We start from the raw sequence: 18,782 nt of genomic DNA, 5'->3' as shown, positions 1-18,782 counted from the left end.
CTCAGTCGATACAGAACTCGTTGCCCTCGGGGTCCTGCATCACGATGAATCCGAGGCTCAGCGGCTGCTCGGGCTCGAAGCGCTTCACTCGCTTCGCGCCCAGGGCGACGAGCCGTTCGCATTCGACTTCGAACGCCGCCATGCGCTCGTCTCCTTCGAGGCCGGGTGCGGCACGGATGTCGAGGTGGACGCGGTTCTTGGCGATCTTGTCCTCCGGTACCTGCTGGAAGAAGATCCTCGGCCCCACGCCGTCCGGGTCTTCGAGGGCGGAGCGGGTGTTGCGCTGATCTTCGGGAACGCCGACGCGCTCGAGGAACTCGTCCCAAGCGTCCAGCGGGTCGGTGCCCTCGGGGACCTCGACCCCGGGCGGGCCGGGGTGGACGTAGCCCAGGGCGTCGCGCCAGAAGATGGACAGGGCCTTCGGGTCGCGGGCGTCGAAGCTGACCTGGAATTCGCGGCTCTTGCGGTTCATGGGGCCACCCTGACACACCTAGCGGACAGGATCGGTCCGCTATCTCTGGCAGTCTGAAGGTATGAAGGACGAGCGGGGTACGACCGAGCGGGTGCTCACCCTGCTCGGGCTGCTCCAGCAGCGCGCGTTGTGGACCGGACCAGAGTTGGGTGCCCGCCTCGGCGTCACCCCGCGCACGATCCGGCGCGACGTCGAGCGGCTGCGCGCGCTCGGCTATCCGGTGCAGGCCGGCAACGGCGTCGGTGGCGGCTACCAGCTCGGCCCCGGCCACGACATGCCGCCACTGTTGCTGGACGACGAGGAGGCGATCGCCACCGCGGTCTCGCTGCTCGCCGGCGCGGGCAGCGGTGAGGCCACGCTCCGGGCGCTGACGAAACTCGACCGGGTACTCCCGGCCAGGCTGCGGCACGAGGTGCGCGCGCTGTCCGGCTCGGTGGTCGCCTTCGACGGCAGCCGCGCGCCGATCGACCCCGACGTACTCATGACGCTGGCCCGCGCTTGCCGCGACGAGGTCGAAGCGGGCTTCTCGTATCCGTCCTCTTCCGGCTTCTCGCTGCGCAGGGTCGAGCCGTACCGCTTGGTCGCCTCTGGACCGCGCTGGTATTTGTTGGCTTTCGACCTCGACCGCGACGACTGGCGCACTTTCCGCGTCGACAAGATGACCGAGGTTTCCGCGCGGTCGTGGCGTTTCCGTCCGCGTCCCGCGCCCGACGCGGCGGCCTATGTCCAGGAGAACGTGGCCAGCCGTGTCTATCGGCATCAGGCGCGTTTTCTGGTGCACGCGCCCGCTTCGGTCGTGCGGGCGCAGATTCCGGCCTCGGCGGCGGTGGTTCGCTCGCGTGGACGTTCGCGGTGCGAGGTTTTGAGCGGGGCCGGGGAGCTGGATTTCCTGCTGATGCATGTGGTGTTGCTGGGACATTCGTTCGAGGTGATCGAGCCGGTGGAGCTGGGGGAGCGGTGCCGGGTCCTGGCCGACCGGTTGCTGAAGGCCTCTGGCTCACCGCATTTAGAGGACTAATTGCGGGACGTCGGTCGTGTCTCGAGCGCCCCGCTACGCTCGCGTGAAGCATTTAGAGGACTAATTGCGGCGCGCGGAGCGTTGCGAGAGAACTCGGGCCTTTGCTATGGGGGTGTGAGTGGCGACACGCAATTAGTCGACTAAATGTGGTGAGGATGCCGGGTCCCGAGCGTCCTGCCAAGGACGCTCACCGTCTCGGACGCGGCGCTCGGGACGGTCTCCCGTAACCACACCACGCTCGCGTGAAGCATTTAGAGGACTAATTGCGGTGTCACTCGAAAGTGGCGAATGCGCGGGGTTTGTGGTGACTTAAAATTACGAACACGTGTTCGATTTTCAGGTGTATTCTGGAGAGGTGTCCGAGACCTTCCTCCCTGAACTCCCGCAGGAGTTGTGGCGTGCAGGCAAGCTGGAGCTTGCCCATGGCGTGCAGCAGTTCTTACAGGTGATGCGGGTGGCGTCCGCCGGGCTGGGGCGATACCTGGCGGAGGTGGAGTCGCGGGGCGCGAAAGATTTGTTCGGCTATGGCAGCACGATCACGTGGTTTGCCGATGTGGCAGGGCTTTCCTTCAAGGAAGCGCGGCCGGTGGTGAATCAGGCGATCGCATTGAATCCGACCCGCGCTCTCGATGGGAGTGGGGTTCCGGCTGCCGCACCCACCACCGCGGCTGCGGCCGCCGAAGGGCTGGTCGGGGCTGAGCGGATCCAGCAGATCCTGGAGATTCTCGCGAAACTTCCTGCTGACGCGTCGGTTGAGGATCGGGAGAGTGCGGAGAAGATCCTCGGCAACCTGGCCCGGGAGGCGGGTCCCCGACAGTTGGCGGACGCGGAGGCGAACCTTCTCGCCTGGCTCGACCCCGACGGCAACGAACCCAAGGACCCAGAGCCGAAGCAGCCGCGTCGCGAGGTCACCCTGGAGCGCCGTCGGGACGGGTTCTGGAAGCTGACCGGTTTGCTCGATGACGAGCTCGGTGCCCGGACCGCCGCCGCACTCGAGGCCTATGCGAAACCTCGCCCGGTCGATGAGTTCGGCCAGGCCGATCTGCGCATGAAATGCGAACGCCAGGGCGATGCGTGGGCCGAGTTGCTCGATCTGGCCATCGCGTGCCCGGATCAACCCGGGACGAGCGGGTATCGGACCTTGGTGCACGTCACCATCGGCCTGGAAGAGCTGAAGACCGGGATCGGGAAAGCCTGCCTGGACTTCGTCGGAACGATGACCGCCCGCGAAGCACGGATGGCCGCCTGCGACTGCCTGATGCTCCCGGTCGTGCTCAACGCCGCCGGGGAACCTCTCGACGTGGGGCGCCTGAGACGGTTCGTCACCCCAGGCCAACGCCGAGCGCTCAACATCCGCGATCGTGGCTGCGCGTTCCCCGGGTGTCATCGAAGACCCAAGAATTGTCACGCCCACCACATTCAGCACTGGGCAGACGGCGGACCCACAGACCTCCGCAACCTCGTGCTCCTCTGTTCCTTCCATCACCGGCTGATCCACCATGGCGATTGGCAAGTCCGCATGGCGGCCGACGGGCTCCCGGAGTTCATCCCACCCCAGTATCTGGACCCGCTACGAAGATCCCGGCGCAACACCCACGCATGACCCGGGGAGCCCGCCAGCCAGCACCGGCGACGGGCCCCTCGGCATGCCCACAGACCGCACAGAAGCTCAACCGCCGCCTCGGTCAAGTGGGTCGTGAGTGTTTTGGGTCGTTAGGGCCAACCGTGTCTTAGGCACCTACGGACGGGCGGTTTCGCGTGACGGAAGGGACGACACTCGTGATCAGACGGACGACACTCGTGATCGGAGGGACAGGACCCGGCTGCGCGCATGTGCCGTCCGACCAGCCACGCGAAACCACCGCCTCGGTCAGGTGGGTCGTGAGTGAAAAGTGTCGTTAGAACGACCCAAAACACTCACGACCACCATGCGCGGGATCGGTTACTGGGGGACCGGTGCCGCGTCCTATCCGACCGGTTGCTGGAGGCTTCTGGTCACCGCATTTAGAGGACTGATTGCGGGACGTCGGTCGTGTCTCGAGCGCCACGCCCGGGACGGTCACCGTCTCGAACGTGGCGCTCGGGACGGTCTCCTGCGGCCGGTCGGTGGCGGCGAGCCAGCGCACCGCGCGCAATTGGCCGTCGCCGTTGTCGGACAAGCCCACGATGTCGCCGCGGGCGTTGATGCCGTTGGCCTTGGTCCGGTGCGTCCGGTTCGTCCATTGCCCGCCGGGCAGGGGCGGCAGCACGGTCACGGTGCCGTCCGGGGCCCAGCGCAGCGCCTGACCCGGGAGTCCGGCGACGCTGGATTCCCCGCACCACGTGAACCCCTCCCCGATTCGCCCGAGTGCGCCGCTCACCGGAGTATGGCGAAACCCGGTCAGCGGCCGGAACCGCCGATCGGACGTGGGGATCAGGTCATCGGCCGGTCCAGCGCGGCGACCGCCCGGCCGTCCAGGCCGCGTAAAACTCCCCATGGTCCTTGGCGGTCATCAGCAAGGCCTGTGTGATCGCTTCGAGTTCGATGGAACTACCCAGGTCCATGTCCAGTTCGCGCGTCAGCAGCACCTTCGTCGTCCCGTACGCCAGCGCCGGACCGTCGGCCAACCGCCGTGCCAACGAAGTAGCCTCAGACAGCAGCGAGGAATCCGGGACGACCTGGGAAGCCAGCCCGATGGCCTCGGCCCGAGCGGCGTCGATCTTGTCGCCCAGCATCAGCAGTTCCGTCGCCCGGCCCAGGCCGACCAGCCGCGGCAGCAGGTAGGCCGAGCCCATGTCCGCGCCCGCCAGGCCGACCTTCGTGAAGAGGAAAGCGAACTTCGCCGACGACGCCAGCAACCGGAAGTCGCTGGCCAGCGCGATCACGGAACCGGCGCCCGCCGCGACACCGTTCACCGCGGCGATCACCGGGATGGGGCATTCCCGCAGCGCCTTCACCACCGCGCCGGTCATGCGGGTGAATTCGAGCAGTTCCGCGGAGTCCATTTTCTGGAGTTCGCCGATGATCTCCTCGACGTCGCCGCCGGAGCAGAATCCGCGCCCGCGGCCGGTGATGACCAGTACCCGGACATCGCCGCGGTGCGGCAATTCGGCCAGGAGGTCGCGGAGGTCCGCGTAGATGTCGAAGGTGAGCGCATTCAGCTTTTCGGGGCGGTCCAAGGTGACCGTGGCGACACCATCGTCCACAGTGAACTCGAAATGTTCCCACTTCGCCGTGATCGGCGGCGTGGCGCGGAACGGGCTCATGACTGGATCCCACCTCCATCGAGGACGAGTGTCTGTCCGTTGATCGCGGCGGCTTCGGCCGCGGCGAAGAAGGTCACCGCGTGGGCGACCTCGTCGGGTTCGAGCAGGCGCCCGAGCGGGGACGCGGCGGCGAGGGCGGCTTCCGCACCTGCCTCGTCGCGACCGGTCCGTTCCTGGATCCGGGCCACCGAGGCGGCCGTCATGTCGGTGCGCACGAAGGCCGGGCAGACGGCGTTCGCGGTGACGCCGGTGCCGACGACCTCGGCGGCGGTCGCGCGCATCAGGCCGACGGCGGCGTGTTTCGACGCGGTGTATCCGGCCGTGTAGCGGTAGCCGATGTGCGACGCCGTCGAGGCGACGGTGACGATCCTGCCGGTGTCCCGCGATCGCATGCCGGGCAGAACCGCCCGTGTACACAGGAAAGCGCCGGTCGCGTTGACCTCGATCTGGGTCCGCCACTGCTCCAGCGACGTCTTCGCCAGCGGCGCGCTCGCGGAGATCCCGGCGTTGTTCACCAGCACGTCCACCGGGCCGAGACCGTCGAAGTACCGCGCGACGGCGTCCTCGTCGGTGACGTCGCAGTCGGCCCGTCCCGGGGCGTGCACCTTGTCCCCGGCGGCCTGGAACCGGGCGGCGATGGCCGCGCCGATCCCGCGTGTCCCGCCGGTGACGACGACGATCCTGCTCACTCTGCCTCCACCCGGCGCAAGGCGCGCCGATCGAGCTTTCCGTTGGCGGTGCGGGGGAGTTCGGTCACGAACACCACCTCGCGCGGATACTTGTGCTTCGCCAGATGCGCCCGCGCGTGATCCTTCAGTTCTTCGGCGGTCACCGAAGCGCCCTCCGCCAGCACGACGCAGGCGCGCGGGACCACCAGACCGTCGACGGTCGCGCCCAGCACCGCGCAGTCGACGACGGCGGGATGGCCGATGAGGCAGTCTTCGATCTCGCTCGGCGCGACGAACACACCGGACACCTTCAGCAGGTCGTCGGCGCGGCCGTGATGGTGGAAGAAGCCGTCGGTGTCGCGGCTGAACAGGTCGCCGGTGCGCAGGGTGTCGCCGTGGAACGTCCGCGCGGTCTTCTCCGCGTCGCCGTAGTACTCGCGCGCGACGGTCGGGCCGGTGACCTCCAGCGTGCCGATCTCGCCGTCCGGCAACGGATCGCCGCTCTCGTCCAGGATCCGCGCGGTGTAGCCGGGGACCTCGCGGCCGAGACTGCCGACCCGCTGCGCACCGGGCACATTGGACAGATAGATGTGGTACGCCTCGGACGACCCGATGCCGTCGATCACCGGGACACCGAACAGGCTGTCCCATTTGCGATGCAGCTCGGAAGGCAACGCCTCGCCCGCCGACGTCGCCAGCCGCAGCGAACTCATGTCCACTTCCGCCGCCGAAGGATGGGCGATCATCGCGCTCATCATGGTCGGCACGTTGACCAGGACCGTCGGCCGGTAGCGCTCGATCAGCGAGAAGAGCAGGTCGGCGGTGCTGCGCTGCGGGAACACGATCCCGGACGCGCCGACGCCGAACGGGAACAACGCGGTCAGATCCCGCGCGTAGCCGAAGAACAGCTTCGGCACGGCGAGCACGCGGTCGTCTTCGCGGAGACCGAGGACACCGAGCGCGTACCGGTCGAAGCTTTCCAGCGCGCTGCGTGCCGGATGCACGCAGGCCTTGGGGGATCCGGTGCTCCCGGTGGTGAACTTCCAGATCGCGACGTCGTCCAAAGTGGTCGGCGCGGCCTCCAGTTCGGCGGCCGCCGACGCCACCAGCGACGTGAACGAGTGTTCACCGGGCGCCAGGTCGACGTCGCCGACCACCAGCAGGTTCCGCGCCCCGGCCTCGCGCAGCGCGGGCAGGGTCGAGCCGTCCGCGATGACGACGACGGCCTCGGTGTACTTCAAGTAGTACGCGTAATCCTTGGGCTGCAGGAACGAATAGACCTCGGCGGTGACCGCGCCGATCTTCTGCGCCGCGTACCAGACGGCCACGAACTCGACGCTGTCGTTCAGCGCCAGCAAGACTCGCTGTCCACTTCGGACACCGAGGTCGCGCAGCACGTTCCCGGCGCGGTTCACCAGCGCGGCCAGGTCCGCGTACGTGACTTCCTCGTCGCCGCACAGCAACGCCGTGCGCTCGCCGGGGAGGCGGTCGACGAAATGGGTCGCCAGATTGAAGGTCATGCCAGCTCCCGGATCGCTTCGACCAGGATGTCGGTGAGCACCGAGAAGGTCTTCTCGCCTTCCTCCGCGGTCGCCTGGGCGGGGGTCCCGCAGTAGGCCTCGGTCATCCCGGCCGAGGTGAAGTCCGTGACCCCGCCGCGCGCAAGGTCGACGTGGACCGCGGGCAGGTCGCGCTGGACGGCGGCGTCGACGAGTTCCGGCCGGTCGGCGAGCACCAGCGACGTCTCGTACTGCCCGGCGTGGCACTCACCGGAGCGGAACTCGTCGGTGAGCCGGGCCGCGTACCGGCGGCGGACCAGGTCGACGAAGCCGACGCCCGCGGTCTCCGCCACCCGCCGCAGCACCGCCAGCTGCGCGGGTTCGAAATGATTGTTGACCAGCAGGATCCGGGTGAATCCCTGCTCGGCGAGCGCGCCGCAGATGTCGGTGAGCAGCGCGTGCAGCGTCTCCTCGCCGATCGAGATCCCGCCCGCGAACCCGGCCGCGAACCGGGTCACGCCGTAGGGCACCTCGGGCAGGATCAGGACGCGAACGCCGGGATCGCCGGCCAGCCGCGCGGCGGCGCGTTCGCACATCCCGCGTGAGATCAGGGGATCGGTGCCCAGCGGCGCGTGCGGCCCGTGCGGTTCGACGGCGCCCACCGGCAGGAGCAGCACGGGAACGCGCGCGTCGGACGCGAGTGCGGCCACCTGAGGCGAGCTCAAATCCGCGAAGTACGTCACTCGAATCAAGCTACACCGCAGCGGCCTGAGGTGTATAGAGTTGCGCGCATGCCCGAATCCGCCACGCCCCACGGCGACCCGGCTCCCCAAGAGCTGGTGATGACGCTGCTCGGCACCTACGTGTCGCCGCGCGAGAGCCGCCGTGTCTGGTCCGGCGGCCTGGTCGCCGTGCTCGCCGGGCTCGGCTTCTCCGACGGCGCCGCGCGGATCGCGCTGGCCCGGCTCGCCCGCCGCGACCTGCTCGCGAGGCACAAGGCGGGCAGGCTCGTCCACTACTCGCTGACCCGCCGCACGATCGCCCTGCTGGAGGACGGCGACCGCCGGATCTTCTCCCTCGGCCGCCGCGAACGCGAGGTCGGGGAGTGGACGGTGCTGTGGCAGAGCATCCCGGAAAGCCGCCGCCAGGCGCGGGAACGGCTCGTGCGACGGCTGCGCTTCCTCGGTTTCGGCCCGGTGCAGGACGGCACCTGGATCGCCCCGCACGACCGCGAGGCCGAGGTGCTCGCCCTGCTGGCCGAACTCGACGTCTCCGAACACGCCGGGCTGATGCTCGGCAGACCGTCGGCCGCGCTCGACGTCCGGCGGTTCGCCGGCCGGGCCTGGAACCTCGACGGCCTCGCCGCGCGTTACGACGCGTTCGTCCGAGATTTCGGCGGATATTCAGGCGACCTGCCTGACGCCGAGGCGTTCCAGGTCCGAACCTGGCTGACGCACACCTTCCGCGCCTTCCCGTCGCTCGATCCGGAACTCCCGGTCGAGCTGGTGCCCGCTCCGCCGAGCCGGGCGGCCGCGGTCGAGCTTTTCCACGATCTTTACCAGGCGCTGGCCCCGGCGTCCCAGCGCCATTTCGATGGAGTGACAGAATCATGAACGACGACACCCAGGCCGCATTGAGTTACACGTCCTACCTTTCGCTGGACGAATTGCTCGACGCGCAGCATCCCCGGTCCGACGAACACGATGAACTGCTCTTCATCGTGATCCACCAAGTGTATGAACTTTGGTTCAAACAAGTTCTCCACGAGGCGCTTTACCTGCAGGAGCAACTCGAAGCGGGTAACACCGCTCACGCCACCCGCACGCTGAGGCGAATCCTGACTATCTTCAAGGTGGTGGTCGCGCAGATCGATGTGCTCGAGACGATGACTCCGAGCCAGTTCACCAGTTTCCGCGCGCGACTCGACGCTTCGAGCGGGTTCCAGTCGGCTCAGTTCCGCGTGCTGGAGGCCGTCCTCGGCCGCCGGGACGAGCGGGTGTTCGCGCATTACCCCGAAGGCGGTGATCAGCGTGCGCAGATCGCGGACGCGATGTCACGGCCGTCGCTGTTCGATTCCTTCACCACCTACCTCGCGGTGAAGGGGTACGACGTCCCGACCGGGCGCGATGTCACCAAGCCACTCGAACCCTCTCCGGCGCTTCAAGAGGTTCTGTTGCGGGTCTACCGCGATGACACCGGGCCGTCAGTGGTGGCGGAGCACCTGGTCGATCTGGACGAAGGGATGCAGGAGTGGCGGTATCGGCACGTGAAGATGGTCGAGCGCACCATCGGAGACAAGACCGGGACGGGGGGTTCGTCGGGCGCGCACTACCTGCGTACGACGCTTTTCTCCCCGATGTTCCCGGACCTCTGGGCGGTGCGGAGCAGGCTGTGACGACTCTCGAGGAACTCCGCCGCGACCCCAACGCGCTCGCGGCGCACTACACGGAATTCGGTGTGGCGGACCGGATCCTGTTGACGGGGCACTCGCACCAGGCATGGCCCGACGTCGCGCGGGAAGGTCTTCTCGAAGCCTTCGCCGACGCGGCCGAAGAGGTTGACACCAAGTGGGACCGCGCGTTCGCGAAGGCCGACGAGATGCGGGCCGGGTTCCGGGCGCTGCTCGGTGACCCGCACGGCGGCATCGCGCTCGGCGCCAGCACACACGATCTGGTGATCCGGTTCCTGTCGGCGATGGACCTCCCGCGTCGCCCGCGGCTGGTGACCACGGACGGCGAGTTCCACACCCTGCGCCGCCAGCTGGGCAGGCTGGCCGAGGAGGGTGTCGAGGTCGTTCGCGTCCCCGCGTCGCCGGTCAGCACGCTGGCCGAACGCGTCGCGGCCGAGGTCACCGAGGACACCGCCGCCGTGCTCGTCTCGGCGGTGCTGTTCGAGACCTCCCGGCTCGTGCCGGGGCTGGCGCACCTCGCCGACGTCTGCCTTTCGAAGTCGGTGAACCTCGTCGTCGACGCCTATCACGCGCTGGGCGTCGTCCCGTTCTCGCTGCACGACCTCGGGCTCACCAACGCCTGGGTGCTCGGCGGCGGCTACAAGTACCTCCAGCTCGGCGAGGGCAACTGCTTCCTGCGGATGCCGGCGCACGCGCAGGAACTGCGCCCGGTCGTCACCGGCTGGTACGCCGAATTCGGCGCGCTCGCGGACGAGCGCCGACCCGGTCAGGTCGCCTACGCGTCCGGATCGGACAGGTTCGCCGGGGCGACCTACGACCCGACGAGTCACTACCGGGGCGCCCGCGTCTTCCGGTTCTTCGCCGAACAGGGCCTCACGCCCGAGTTCCTGCGGGAGGTGTCGCGGCACCAGGTCGGTTTCCTCGCCGAGGGCTTCGACGAGCTCGGCCTGCCCGAAGACGTCATCACCCGGGACCGGGAGACCCCGCTGGACCGCATCGGCGGCTTCCTGTCGCTGAAGTGCGCCGACGCCGGTGCGCTGCAAGCCGCCCTCGCCGAACGCGGCGTCCGGACCGACAGCCGCGGCGCGTACCTGAGGTTCGGCCCGGCGCCGTATCTGTCGGACAGTCAACTCGGCTCCGCGCTCCACATCCTCCGAGAGGTCGTCAACGGCTGAGACTCCTCGCCCCCGGCTTGGCGAACGGACCGGGGCGATCTAGGTTTGCGGATGTGGCACCGTCGCCGCCGGATGACCTTCGTGCGGGGGCTGTGCCTGTTCCAGGAACTTCGCACGTGAGCCACAAGCAGCGTGCACTCCATGACAAGGAGTCACCACAGTGACCGAAGTGTTCGGCCAAGGTACCGGCCATGAACAGGTCGTCTTCTGCCAGGACCAGGCCACCGGCCTGAAGGCCATCATCGGGATCTATTCGACGGCGCTCGGGCCGTCGCTGGGCGGGACCCGGTTCTACCCGTACGAGTCCGAGGACGCCGCGCTCGCGGACGTCCTCGCGCTGTCGAAGGGGATGGCGTACAAGAACGCGCTCGCCGGACTCGACCTCGGTGGCGGCAAGGCCGTCATCATCGGCGACCCCCACAAGCACAAGACCGAAGCGCTGCTTCGCGCCTTCGGCCGGTTCGTCCAGTCGCTGGGCGGCCGCTACATCACCGCCTGCGACGTGGGCACCTACGTGCAGGACATGGACGTCGTCGCCCGGGAATCGGAGTTCGTCACCGGCCGTTCGCCGGAGAACGGCGGCGCGGGCGACTCCTCGGTGCTCACCGCTTTCGGCACCTACCAGGGCATGCGCGCCTCCGCGGACGCCGTCTGGGGTGTTCCGGACCTCGCGGGCCGCAAGGTCGGCGTCGCCGGGGTCGGCAAGGTCGGGCACATCCTCGTCGGGCATCTGATCGAGGCGGGGGCGCAGGTGGTCATCACCGACGTCTCGCCCGCGGCGATCGAGCGCACCCGCGCGGCGTACCCGGGCGTCGAGGTCGTCGAAGACCTCGACGCGCTGATCCGCACCGAGCTCGACGTCTTCGCGCCGTGCGCGCTGGGCGGGGTGCTCACCGACGAGACGGTCGGCCTGCTCCGCACCAAGATCGTCTGCGGCGCGGCCAACAACCAGCTCGCGCACCCCGGCGTCGACAAGCAGCTCGACGACCGCGGCATCCTCTTCGCGCCCGACTACCTGGTCAACGCCGGTGGCGTGATCCAGGTCGACGACGAGCGGCACGGCTTCGACTTCGCGCGGGCGAAGCGCAAGACGACGGCCATCTTCGACACCACCAAGGCGGTGTTCGCGCTGGCCAAGGCCGACGGGGTCCCGCCGGCGACGGCGGCCGACCGGCTGGCCGAGCGCCGGATGACCGAGGTCGGCGGACTGCGGTCGATCCTGACCGTGTAGCCCCCGGAACGAGACAACGGGGCCTTTCTCGCGTGATCCGCGAGGAAGGCCCCGTTGGTTTCACGGGTTGTCCGGCTCAGCCGCTCTTGCGACGGAAGGTGCGCTTGTTCGCGGCCGGGCCGTGCGCGTGCAGGTTCTTCCCGCCGCCGTTCTCGTGGGCCGATCCGGAGCGGGCCTGAGCCTGCTTGCGCTCCAGGGCCTCACGGAACTTGCGCTTCGTGTCGTCCTCTTCGCCATCCGCTGGGGACGGTGCCGGTTCAGTCATTGCTACCTCCGAGGTGACGACGTGTGACCACGTCAGCCTGTCAGGAACGGAACGGCTTGGCGAGTCGATTTACGTCACCTGGGCGGCGCGGGCAGCTGGACCGGGCCGCCGAACTGGATCCGGTTCCGCAGCAGGGGCCGCCAGCAGTGGTCGCACAGCAGGATCGGCTTCAGCCGGTTGCCGCAGTCCACGTGGTCCAGCGTGATGTCGGATGCCTGTCCCGGCACCTCGAAGCCCCGTGACCACTCGGCGATGAAGGCCAGCGCGGGGAAGAACGCGAGGCCTTTCGCGGTCAGCCGGTAGTCGTGCGCGTCGGTGCGGGTCTTCGCGATCCCGGTCCGCAGCACGCCGACCTCGACGAGTTTCGACAGCCGCCCGGAAAGCACGCTCGGCCCGATGCCGAGTTCGCGTTCGAACTCCGAGAAGTGCCGTGCCCCGAGCAGCGCGCTCACGACCAGCCCCGTCGACCAGCGGTCGCCGAGGAGTTCCATCGTGTCCGGGAAGAACATCAGCGGATCGCCCGCGAGGGACTCGGCGTCCTTGCGGCGGAAGCGTTTCGTGGCGGTCGCTTCGACGACGCCGGTGTCGTCGAGCCGTCGCGCGCGGACGTCGCGGGCGTCGACCCGGCGTTCGCAGCCGGCGCAGCCGAGCGGTGCCGAGGTGGCCAGTTCGCAGTCGAGGTGGATCAGCGTCGGCAGCACGGCACGCCGCCCCTCGACCCATTCCCGTTCCCACGCCCAGATCGAGATCAGCAGCGGCCACAGTTCGAGGCCGCGTTCGGTGAGCCGGTACTCGTGCCGGGTGCGGCGCGCGTCCCGGTACGGCGTGCGGACGAGCATGCCCGCGTCGACCATTTCGCGCAGCCGTCCGGACAGCGCGGTGGGGGAGATGCCGAGCCGTAGCCGGAGTTCCTCGTAACGGCGGAAGCGCAGGAAAAGGCTCTGCAGGATCAGCAGGGTCCACTGATCGCCGAGCAGTTCGAGTGCCCGGCGCAGCGGATCGCCCGCCGGCCTGACGCGGTGCGCGGTCGCCTCTGTCACGTACGTGCCTCTCTGATGGTGTCGCTGTCAGCGTACTACTGGCTACAGCAAAAGAAGCCTATTGACAGCTGACTACAGAAATCATAGTGTCTCAGCCAATCGGTCAACACGAACCAACCTGGGGAGTACCGATGACGAGCACCTCCGAGCAACCGATCCTGGTGGCGGCCACCACCGGTGAACCCGAGGTCAACCCGTACCTGATGGGCGTCTACGCCCCGGTCGGCGAAGAGATCGACGCGAGCGATCTCGAGGTCATCGGTCAGATCCCCGCCGACCTCAACGGCGTGTACCTGCGCAACGGGCCCAATCCCCGGTTCGAGCCGGAGGGCCGCTACCACTGGTTCGACGGCGACGGCATGATCCACGCCGTCCACCTGGAGAACGGCAAGGCCCGCTACCGCAACCGCTGGGTCCGCACCAAGGCGTTCGAGGCCGAATCCGAGGCGGGCAAGGCGCTCTGGAAGGGCGTCATGGAGTCGCCGAGGGGCAACCCGTTCGGCAACACGCACGGGCTGAACGTCAAGGACAGCGCCAACACCGACCTGATCTTCCACCGCGGCCAGGTGCTCTCCACCTGGTACATGTGCGGCACGCCGTACGCGGTCGACCCGCTCTCGCTGGAGACGCTGGGCGCCGAGGACTTCCTCGGCACGCTGGTCGGCGACATGATGGCCCATCCGAAGGTCGACGAGCGCACCGGCGAGATGTTCTGGTTCGACTACGGGCCCCGCCCGCCGTACCTGCGCTACGGCGTGATCAGCGCGGACGGCAAGGTCGCCAGCACGACCGAGATCGAACTCCCCGGCCCGCGCCTGCCGCACGACATGGCGATCACCGAGAACCACGCGATCCTGATGGACCTGCCGCTGATCCAGGACCTGGAGGCGGCGCGCAACGGCAGGCACAGGCTGCGGTTCGACCGGTCGCTGCCGAGCCGGTTCGGGGTGCTTCCTCGCTACGGTAACGGTAGCCAGATCCGCTGGTTCGAAGCCAGCCCGTGCTACATCTACCACGTCGTCAACTCTTGGGAGCAGGGCGAGGAAATCGTCCTCGACGTCTGCCGCGTCCAGCGCCCGCAGCCACGGGCCGACGCGCACACCCCGCTCGCCAAGATGCTTTCGTACCTGCGGCTGGACGCCTCGCTGCACCGCTACCGGTTCAACCTGCGGACCGGACAGTGCCTGGAGAACCAGCTCGACGACGACAACACCGAATTTCCGTCCGTCGACTCGAGGGTGGTCGGCGGCCGGAATCGCTTCTCCTACGCGGTGCACATCTCGCCGGACTCGACGCTCAAGTTCGACGGCCTGGTGTGCTACGACAATCGTGCCGGCACCAAGACCGAACATCGGTTCGGTCCGGGCCGGTGGGGCAGTGAGGCGCCGTTCGCACCCCGCGACGGCGCGGCCGCCGATTCCGATGACGGCTATCTGGTGACTTTTGTCCAGGACGAGCGTGAGGGGCGCTCGGAGCTGGACATCTTCGACGCCGCCGATCTCGCTGCCGGACCCGTGGCCAGGGTCCTGTTGCCCCAGCGTGTCCCGCTCGGTTTTCACGCGACCTGGGTCCGGGCGGACCAGCTGGAACCTTCCTGTAACTGAGTGATCCCCTTCGCGCCCGCCCACCAGAGGGGTGTGGGCAGGCGGCGAAGGGCCGGAAAGCCGCCGTCCGGGTCGCCCCTGCCAGGGGGTGGGGCGACCCGGGCACGGCACCAGAAGGCGGAGCTGGCCGATGACGGTCTTCGTACTGGGCGGGGCCCAGACCGATTTCGCGCGGAACTTCGCGAAAGAGGGCGGCGGGCTCTACGAGATGTTCGCCGAAGTGGTGCCCGACGCCTTGGTGGACGCGCAGGTCGAGACGGGGGACATCGGCGTCGCGCACGTCGCCAACCTGGCCGCCGAGCTGTTCACCGGCCAGGCCCACCTCGGCGGGCTGCTGGTGGCGGCGATCCCCGATCTGGACGGCGTGCCGAGCGTCCGGCACGAGGCCGCGTGCGCCTCGGGCGGGACGGCGGTGCTCGCCGCGAGCGCGGACATCGAGTCCGGCCGGTACCACGTCGCGCTGGTGACCGGGCTGGAACTCATGCGCAACACCGACGCGCGGACCGCGGCGGAGCATCTCGGCTCCGCGGCCTGGGTCGGCGAAGAGGCGCAAACGGCCGAATTCCCTTGGCCCGCCTTGTTCTCCGACGTCGCCGACGTCTACGACTGGCGGTACGGCCTCGATCCCGCGCACCTCGGCCTGTTCGCCAGGAACGCGTTCGCGAACGCCGCGCTCAACCCGATGGCGCAGGCGCGGGACTGGAATTTCCCCGACGGCTCGTTCGACCAGGACGACCGGCTGAACCCCGTCGTGACCGGTGTCCTGCGCAAGAACGACTGCGGCCGCATCTCCGACGGGGCCGCCGCGATCGTGCTCGCCTCACCGGAGTTCGCCGCGGACTGGGCGAAACGCACCGGCCGCGACCTCGCGGAGGTCCCGAGGCTGGCGGGCTTCGGCCACCGGACGGCGCATTTGTCGTTGCGGGGCAAGCTGGATCGCGCCGAAGGACACGAGTACCTCTTCCCGCATCTGCGGGGCGCGGTGGTCGACGCGTACTGGCGCGCGAAGGTCTCCGGCCCCGAGGAGATCGACGTCGTCGAACTGCACGACTGTTTCACCATCACCGCGCTCGTGGCGCTGGAACACCTCGGCGCGGCCCCACCGGGGGCGGCGGGACGGCTGATCGAATCCGGCGGGATCGCGCGGGACGGCGTCCTCCCGGTGAACCCCGGCGGCGGGCTGCTCGGGCTCGGTCACCCGGTCGGCGCGACCGGGGTGCGGATGGTGCACGACGCCGCGCGCCAGGTCGCCGGAACCGCCGGGCCGCTTCAGATCGACGGCGTGCGGAACGTGCTGACCTTGAACGTCGGCGGATCCTTCACGACCGTGGTCGCGATGGTCGTCGCCCGCTGAACCCACCGGCCGCGATACGCCGCCCCGGCGAGCGTCGCTCCGAAGAAGACAGCGGCGGCGACGCCGGTTTCGGGAGTGAATTCCAGTGCCCCCAACGCTCCGACGGTGAATCCCGAATGGACACTCCAGGCGATCAGCGCCGTTCCGAGCGCGGCCGCCACCGTCGTCACCGCGCCGGTGACGAGGACGACCAAGGCCAAGGCGGCCAGCGAAAGGCCATGATGTCGAGCCGAACCGAGGAGACCGGCCACCGAAGCCGCGACGACGACGGAGACACAACCGAACGGGAAACCGAAGCTCTCGGGATTCCTCATCCGCCCAGTCAACCCCGCGTCACCGGGCGTGCCGTCCGCGTGAACGGCTTTCCTACGCCTCCGCCGGGAGTCTTGACCAAATCCTGACGGTCAGACCTTGCGCGCGTGCGTGACGATCGCTTCGGCGATCGCGGGCCACAGCTGCTTCGGCAGTTCGTGGCCCATCCCGGGGAACAGCAGCAGCTCGGCGTCCGGGATCGCCTCCGCGGTAGCCTTCCCGCCGCTGACGTTGATCAGCGGGTCGCTCTCGCCGTGGATGACGAGCGTCGGGACGTGGACCTCGCGCAGTTTCGCGGTGCGGTCACCCGAAGCGACGACGGCGGCGGCCTGGCGCAGCCCGCCCGCCGGATGGTTCGCCCGGTCGTGGTTGCGGGTGGCCTTCATCCGCAGGAACTCCTCGTCGGAGGGGTGCCCGGGCGAGCCCACGAGCTTGAACCACGCGATGCCGTCCTCGATGGCCTGCTCGCGGGTGGCGGCGGGTGGCCGGGTCAGCCCGGCGAGCGCGGCGGGCTCCGGATGCCCGACCGAGGGATCCCCGGTGGTCGACATGATCGAGGTGAGGCTGAGCAGCCGCTCCGGTGAGTCGATCGCGAGCTGCTGGACGATCATCCCGCCCATCGAGGCCCCGACGACGTGCGCGCGCTCGAACCCGAGCGCGTCGAACAACCCGGTGATGTCGGACGCGAGATCCGAGAGCAGGTACGGCGCGGAGGTCAGGTCGCCCGACGCGAGCGCGGCCAGATCCGGCGCGGGGAGGTCGTCCAGATAGGACGAGAGGCCGATGTCGCGGTTGTCGAACCGCACGACGTGGAACCCGCCCTCGGCGAGCAGGTCGCAGAAGCCGATCTCCCAGGTGACCATCTGGGCGCCGAGGCCCATCACCAGGACGAGCGGCGGATCGTCGGGGGAGCCGAAGGCGTCGTACTCGAGTTCGAGGCCGTTCACACGCGCGCGGGGCATGGCCCGATCCTGCCGGAAGCCCCCACTTCAGTACCAGCGGAGTGCGGATACGGTAGCCCGCATGCCGACTTTCTCCGAAGACGCGGGTTCCCGGCCGCGGTCACGCGTGGCTTCCGGACGGCCGGCGGTCACCAAGGGCCGGATCATCGACGCCGCGCTGGAGCTGTCGGCCGAGGCCGGTCTGGAGAACTGGACGCTGCGGCAGCTCGCGGCCGCCGTCGACGCCTACCCCGCGGTGGTCTACCACCACGTCGGCGACCGGGACACCGTCGTCGTCGAGGTGCTGGACCGGGTGGTCGGACAGCTGTCCCTGCCCGACGAGACCCTGCCGTGGCGGGCCTGGTTCACCGAGTTCCTGCCCACCGTGCGGACCGTGCTGCGCCGGTATCCCGGTTCGGCGCGACGGCTGGCCCTGTTCGGGCCGTCGGTCGCCGCCGCCGTGCCGACCATGAACACCGGCATCGGCCGCCTGCTCGCGGCCGGTTTCGGCACCGAGGCGCCGTTCGCCTACAACCTGTTGCTCGCCACCGCCTGTCAGTTCGTCGCGATGGAGGACGACCGCGAGAGCGCGATGGCTCTGCAGCTGGACCGCACCGAGGGCTACGCGGCGTACCGCACCCGCACGGATCTGCCGGGGATGGCGGCGCTGGGCGAGTCGGTCGCGGCGCTGGTCGCCGACCCCGATCTCGCGGCCGGTTACTACGAGCGTCTCTACGGTTACGCGGTCGAACGCTGCCTCGACGGGCTCGAACACCGGCTCAGCCGGTTGGACACACTTGGACGTTTGACAGAGCGCTGACAGTGGATCGGCGTAATGTGGAGGAATACCGGTGCTGGTCACCGGTCCCGAAGCCCCTGGCACCAACCTCCCCCTCGAGGTGCCGGGGGCTTCTCACGTCGCGCGCTGGATCTCGGGGAAGACCTCGCCGACCAGTGTGACCAGCGATTTGCTGAGCAGGACGTGCACCTGGGAGCGATCGAGCGAACCCCGCACGAGCCATTCGCGGCCCGCCGCCTTGACCATCCCGCCGAACGCGCGGACGAGGGCGTTCAGCTCCTGGCCGTGTTCGCTCTCGCGGGAGAGTCCGACCGCTTCGAGCACCCGGTCCGCGGATTCGCGATCGGCCTCTTCCAGGATCCGTTCGACTTCGAGGTCCCGGCCGATGCCTTCCGGCGCGATCGCGGCCAGCCACATCTTCTCCTGGCTGGTGACCATGTCCAGGAACCAGTCGATGGCGACGTCGGCGCGCAGTTCGAGCGGGCCGTCCGGCAGGATCTCGACCGCGAGCCGCGGCACGGTCAGCGCGCGCCGGATGATCTCCAGATAAAGCTCGCGCTTGGTCCCGAAGTAGTGGTTGATCAGACCCCTGGCCACCCCGGCCTCCGCCGCGATGTCCGAAGTGGACACTTCCGAGTACGGGCGATCCCCGAAAAGACGTGCCGCACAGGCGAAGATCTGCTCCTTGCGCTCGTCCGGCTCCAGTCTCCGCCATCTCGGCGTCGGCTCGGTCGTCATACCTTCAATC

Annotated in this window: 20 protein-coding genes; 9 read left to right on the top strand and 11 right to left on the bottom strand. The window is 68.9% G+C overall.

What is annotated here, in order from left to right:
- Position 1 precedes the first annotated feature (1 nt).
- Positions 2–472, bottom strand: a complete 471-nt coding sequence (locus tag B0293_RS34330) for a VOC family protein (RefSeq protein WP_005162475.1) — start codon at positions 470–472, stop codon at positions 2–4.
- Positions 473–533: 61 nt separating this feature from the next.
- On the opposite strand from B0293_RS34330, the gene B0293_RS34325 reads away from it, so the two are divergent.
- Together B0293_RS34325 and B0293_RS34320 are read left to right on the top strand one after the other, a co-directional pair.
- Positions 534–1,490 carry a helix-turn-helix transcriptional regulator gene (locus tag B0293_RS34325; protein ID WP_005162472.1) on the top strand — a complete coding sequence of 319 codons (957 nt, stop codon included), beginning with the start codon at positions 534–536 and terminating at the stop codon, positions 1,488–1,490.
- A 355-nt stretch (positions 1,491–1,845) separates the two neighbouring features.
- The gene (locus B0293_RS34320) at positions 1,846–3,093 is read left to right on the top strand and encodes an HNH endonuclease signature motif containing protein (protein ID WP_039919109.1); all 1,248 of its coding nucleotides are present in this window, start codon (positions 1,846–1,848) and stop codon (positions 3,091–3,093) included.
- Positions 3,094–3,388: 295 nt separating this feature from the next.
- On the opposite strand, the gene B0293_RS44460 is transcribed toward B0293_RS34320, so the two are convergent.
- From B0293_RS44460 to B0293_RS34295, 5 genes are read right to left on the bottom strand one after another with little or no spacing between them, the layout of a single operon-like run.
- Entirely contained in the window at positions 3,389–3,850 is a 462-nt protein-coding gene (locus B0293_RS44460) for a hypothetical protein (RefSeq protein ID WP_245192016.1), read from the bottom strand.
- A gap of 58 nt (positions 3,851–3,908) precedes the next feature.
- Positions 3,909–4,736, bottom strand: coding sequence for an enoyl-CoA hydratase family protein (locus tag B0293_RS34310; protein WP_005162464.1), 828 nt, complete (start codon positions 4,734–4,736; stop codon positions 3,909–3,911).
- Complete coding sequence (locus tag B0293_RS34305; protein ID WP_005162461.1) at positions 4,733–5,425, bottom strand: SDR family NAD(P)-dependent oxidoreductase; 693 nt, start codon at positions 5,423–5,425, stop codon at positions 4,733–4,735. The genes B0293_RS34310 and B0293_RS34305 overlap by 4 nt, the downstream gene beginning before the upstream one ends.
- The gene (locus B0293_RS34300) at positions 5,422–6,924 is read right to left on the bottom strand and encodes a benzoate-CoA ligase family protein (protein WP_005162458.1); all 1,503 of its coding nucleotides are present in this window, start codon (positions 6,922–6,924) and stop codon (positions 5,422–5,424) included. The genes B0293_RS34305 and B0293_RS34300 overlap by 4 nt, the downstream gene beginning before the upstream one ends.
- Positions 6,921–7,646: a creatininase family protein gene (locus B0293_RS34295; protein WP_039919082.1), complete on the bottom strand. Its 726-nt coding sequence runs from the start codon at positions 7,644–7,646 to the stop codon at positions 6,921–6,923. Before B0293_RS34295 ends, B0293_RS34300 begins: the two co-directional genes overlap by 4 nt.
- A gap of 48 nt (positions 7,647–7,694) precedes the next feature.
- On the opposite strand from B0293_RS34295, the gene B0293_RS34290 reads away from it, so the two are divergent.
- The 4 genes from B0293_RS34290 (at position 7,695) to B0293_RS34275 (ending at position 11,719) form a co-directional block, all read left to right on the top strand.
- Positions 7,695–8,516 carry a PaaX family transcriptional regulator gene (locus tag B0293_RS34290; protein ID WP_005162454.1) on the top strand — a complete coding sequence of 274 codons (822 nt, stop codon included), beginning with the start codon at positions 7,695–7,697 and terminating at the stop codon, positions 8,514–8,516.
- Positions 8,513–9,298, top strand: coding sequence for a tryptophan 2,3-dioxygenase (locus tag B0293_RS34285; RefSeq protein ID WP_005162451.1), 786 nt, complete (start codon positions 8,513–8,515; stop codon positions 9,296–9,298). Before B0293_RS34290 ends, B0293_RS34285 begins: the two co-directional genes overlap by 4 nt.
- The gene (locus tag B0293_RS34280; protein ID WP_005162450.1) at positions 9,295–10,488 is read left to right on the top strand and encodes a PLP-dependent aminotransferase family protein; all 1,194 of its coding nucleotides are present in this window, start codon (positions 9,295–9,297) and stop codon (positions 10,486–10,488) included. The genes B0293_RS34285 and B0293_RS34280 overlap by 4 nt, the downstream gene beginning before the upstream one ends.
- A gap of 160 nt (positions 10,489–10,648) precedes the next feature.
- A complete protein-coding gene (locus tag B0293_RS34275) occupies positions 10,649–11,719 on the top strand; it encodes a Glu/Leu/Phe/Val family dehydrogenase (RefSeq protein WP_005162446.1) in 1,071 nt (356 codons plus the stop codon).
- A gap of 76 nt (positions 11,720–11,795) precedes the next feature.
- On the opposite strand, the gene B0293_RS34270 is transcribed toward B0293_RS34275, so the two are convergent.
- Complete coding sequence (locus B0293_RS34270; protein WP_005162443.1) at positions 11,796–11,984, bottom strand: DUF5302 domain-containing protein; 189 nt, start codon at positions 11,982–11,984, stop codon at positions 11,796–11,798.
- 74 nt (positions 11,985–12,058) lie between these two features.
- On the bottom strand, positions 12,059–13,024 hold the full coding sequence (locus B0293_RS34265; RefSeq protein ID WP_005162438.1) for a winged helix-turn-helix transcriptional regulator: 966 nt from the start codon (positions 13,022–13,024) through the stop codon (positions 12,059–12,061).
- Positions 13,025–13,155: 131 nt separating this feature from the next.
- Here B0293_RS34265 and B0293_RS34260 point away from each other — a divergent pair, with 131 nt between their 5' ends.
- A complete protein-coding gene (locus B0293_RS34260) occupies positions 13,156–14,628 on the top strand; it encodes a carotenoid oxygenase family protein (RefSeq protein ID WP_005162433.1) in 1,473 nt (490 codons plus the stop codon).
- A 130-nt stretch (positions 14,629–14,758) separates the two neighbouring features.
- Positions 14,759–15,982: an acetyl-CoA acetyltransferase gene (locus tag B0293_RS34255; RefSeq protein WP_005162430.1), complete on the top strand. Its 1,224-nt coding sequence runs from the start codon at positions 14,759–14,761 to the stop codon at positions 15,980–15,982.
- On the opposite strand, the gene B0293_RS34250 is transcribed toward B0293_RS34255, so the two are convergent.
- Both B0293_RS34250 and B0293_RS34245 read right to left on the bottom strand, forming a co-directional pair.
- Positions 15,898–16,296: a hypothetical protein gene (locus B0293_RS34250; protein WP_039919080.1), complete on the bottom strand. Its 399-nt coding sequence runs from the start codon at positions 16,294–16,296 to the stop codon at positions 15,898–15,900. The genes B0293_RS34255 and B0293_RS34250 overlap by 85 nt on opposite strands.
- 90 nt (positions 16,297–16,386) lie before the next feature.
- Complete coding sequence (locus B0293_RS34245) at positions 16,387–17,256, bottom strand: alpha/beta fold hydrolase (RefSeq protein WP_039919079.1); 870 nt, start codon at positions 17,254–17,256, stop codon at positions 16,387–16,389.
- Positions 17,257–17,317: 61 nt separating this feature from the next.
- On the opposite strand from B0293_RS34245, the gene B0293_RS34240 reads away from it, so the two are divergent.
- Positions 17,318–18,055, top strand: a complete 738-nt coding sequence (locus B0293_RS34240) for a TetR/AcrR family transcriptional regulator (protein WP_005162420.1) — start codon at positions 17,318–17,320, stop codon at positions 18,053–18,055.
- Positions 18,056–18,148: 93 nt separating this feature from the next.
- On the opposite strand, the gene B0293_RS34235 is transcribed toward B0293_RS34240, so the two are convergent.
- The gene (locus B0293_RS34235; RefSeq protein ID WP_005162418.1) at positions 18,149–18,772 is read right to left on the bottom strand and encodes a TetR/AcrR family transcriptional regulator; all 624 of its coding nucleotides are present in this window, start codon (positions 18,770–18,772) and stop codon (positions 18,149–18,151) included.
- Positions 18,773–18,782: the final 10 nt, after the last annotated feature.

It is taken from the genome of Amycolatopsis azurea DSM 43854, from assembly GCF_001995215.1.
GTDB lineage: Bacteria > Actinomycetota > Actinomycetes > Mycobacteriales > Pseudonocardiaceae > Amycolatopsis > Amycolatopsis azurea.
The sequence above is the reverse complement of the archived record's forward strand: the minus strand, read 5'-3'. Positions and strand labels throughout refer to the sequence as shown.

Coding starts and splice junctions, on each gene's coding strand:
- B0293_RS34235 (WP_005162418.1), bottom strand. CDS start 18,772: ATGACGACCGAGCCGACGCCGAGATGGCGGAGACTGGAGCCGGACGAG.
- B0293_RS34290 (WP_005162454.1), top strand. CDS start 7,695: ATGCCCGAATCCGCCACGCCCCACGGCGACCCGGCTCCCCAAGAGCTG.
- B0293_RS34240 (WP_005162420.1), top strand. CDS start 17,318: ATGCCGACTTTCTCCGAAGACGCGGGTTCCCGGCCGCGGTCACGCGTG.
- B0293_RS34255 (WP_005162430.1), top strand. CDS start 14,759: ATGACGGTCTTCGTACTGGGCGGGGCCCAGACCGATTTCGCGCGGAAC.
- B0293_RS34250 (WP_039919080.1), bottom strand. CDS start 16,296: ATGAGGAATCCCGAGAGCTTCGGTTTCCCGTTCGGTTGTGTCTCCGTC.
- B0293_RS34310 (WP_005162464.1), bottom strand. CDS start 4,736: ATGAGCCCGTTCCGCGCCACGCCGCCGATCACGGCGAAGTGGGAACAT.
- B0293_RS34325 (WP_005162472.1), top strand. CDS start 534: ATGAAGGACGAGCGGGGTACGACCGAGCGGGTGCTCACCCTGCTCGGG.
- B0293_RS34300 (WP_005162458.1), bottom strand. CDS start 6,924: ATGACCTTCAATCTGGCGACCCATTTCGTCGACCGCCTCCCCGGCGAG.
- B0293_RS34245 (WP_039919079.1), bottom strand. CDS start 17,256: ATGCCCCGCGCGCGTGTGAACGGCCTCGAACTCGAGTACGACGCCTTC.
- B0293_RS34330 (WP_005162475.1), bottom strand. CDS start 472: ATGAACCGCAAGAGCCGCGAATTCCAGGTCAGCTTCGACGCCCGCGAC.
- B0293_RS34260 (WP_005162433.1), top strand. CDS start 13,156: ATGACGAGCACCTCCGAGCAACCGATCCTGGTGGCGGCCACCACCGGT.
- B0293_RS34285 (WP_005162451.1), top strand. CDS start 8,513: ATGAACGACGACACCCAGGCCGCATTGAGTTACACGTCCTACCTTTCG.
- B0293_RS34270 (WP_005162443.1), bottom strand. CDS start 11,984: ATGACTGAACCGGCACCGTCCCCAGCGGATGGCGAAGAGGACGACACG.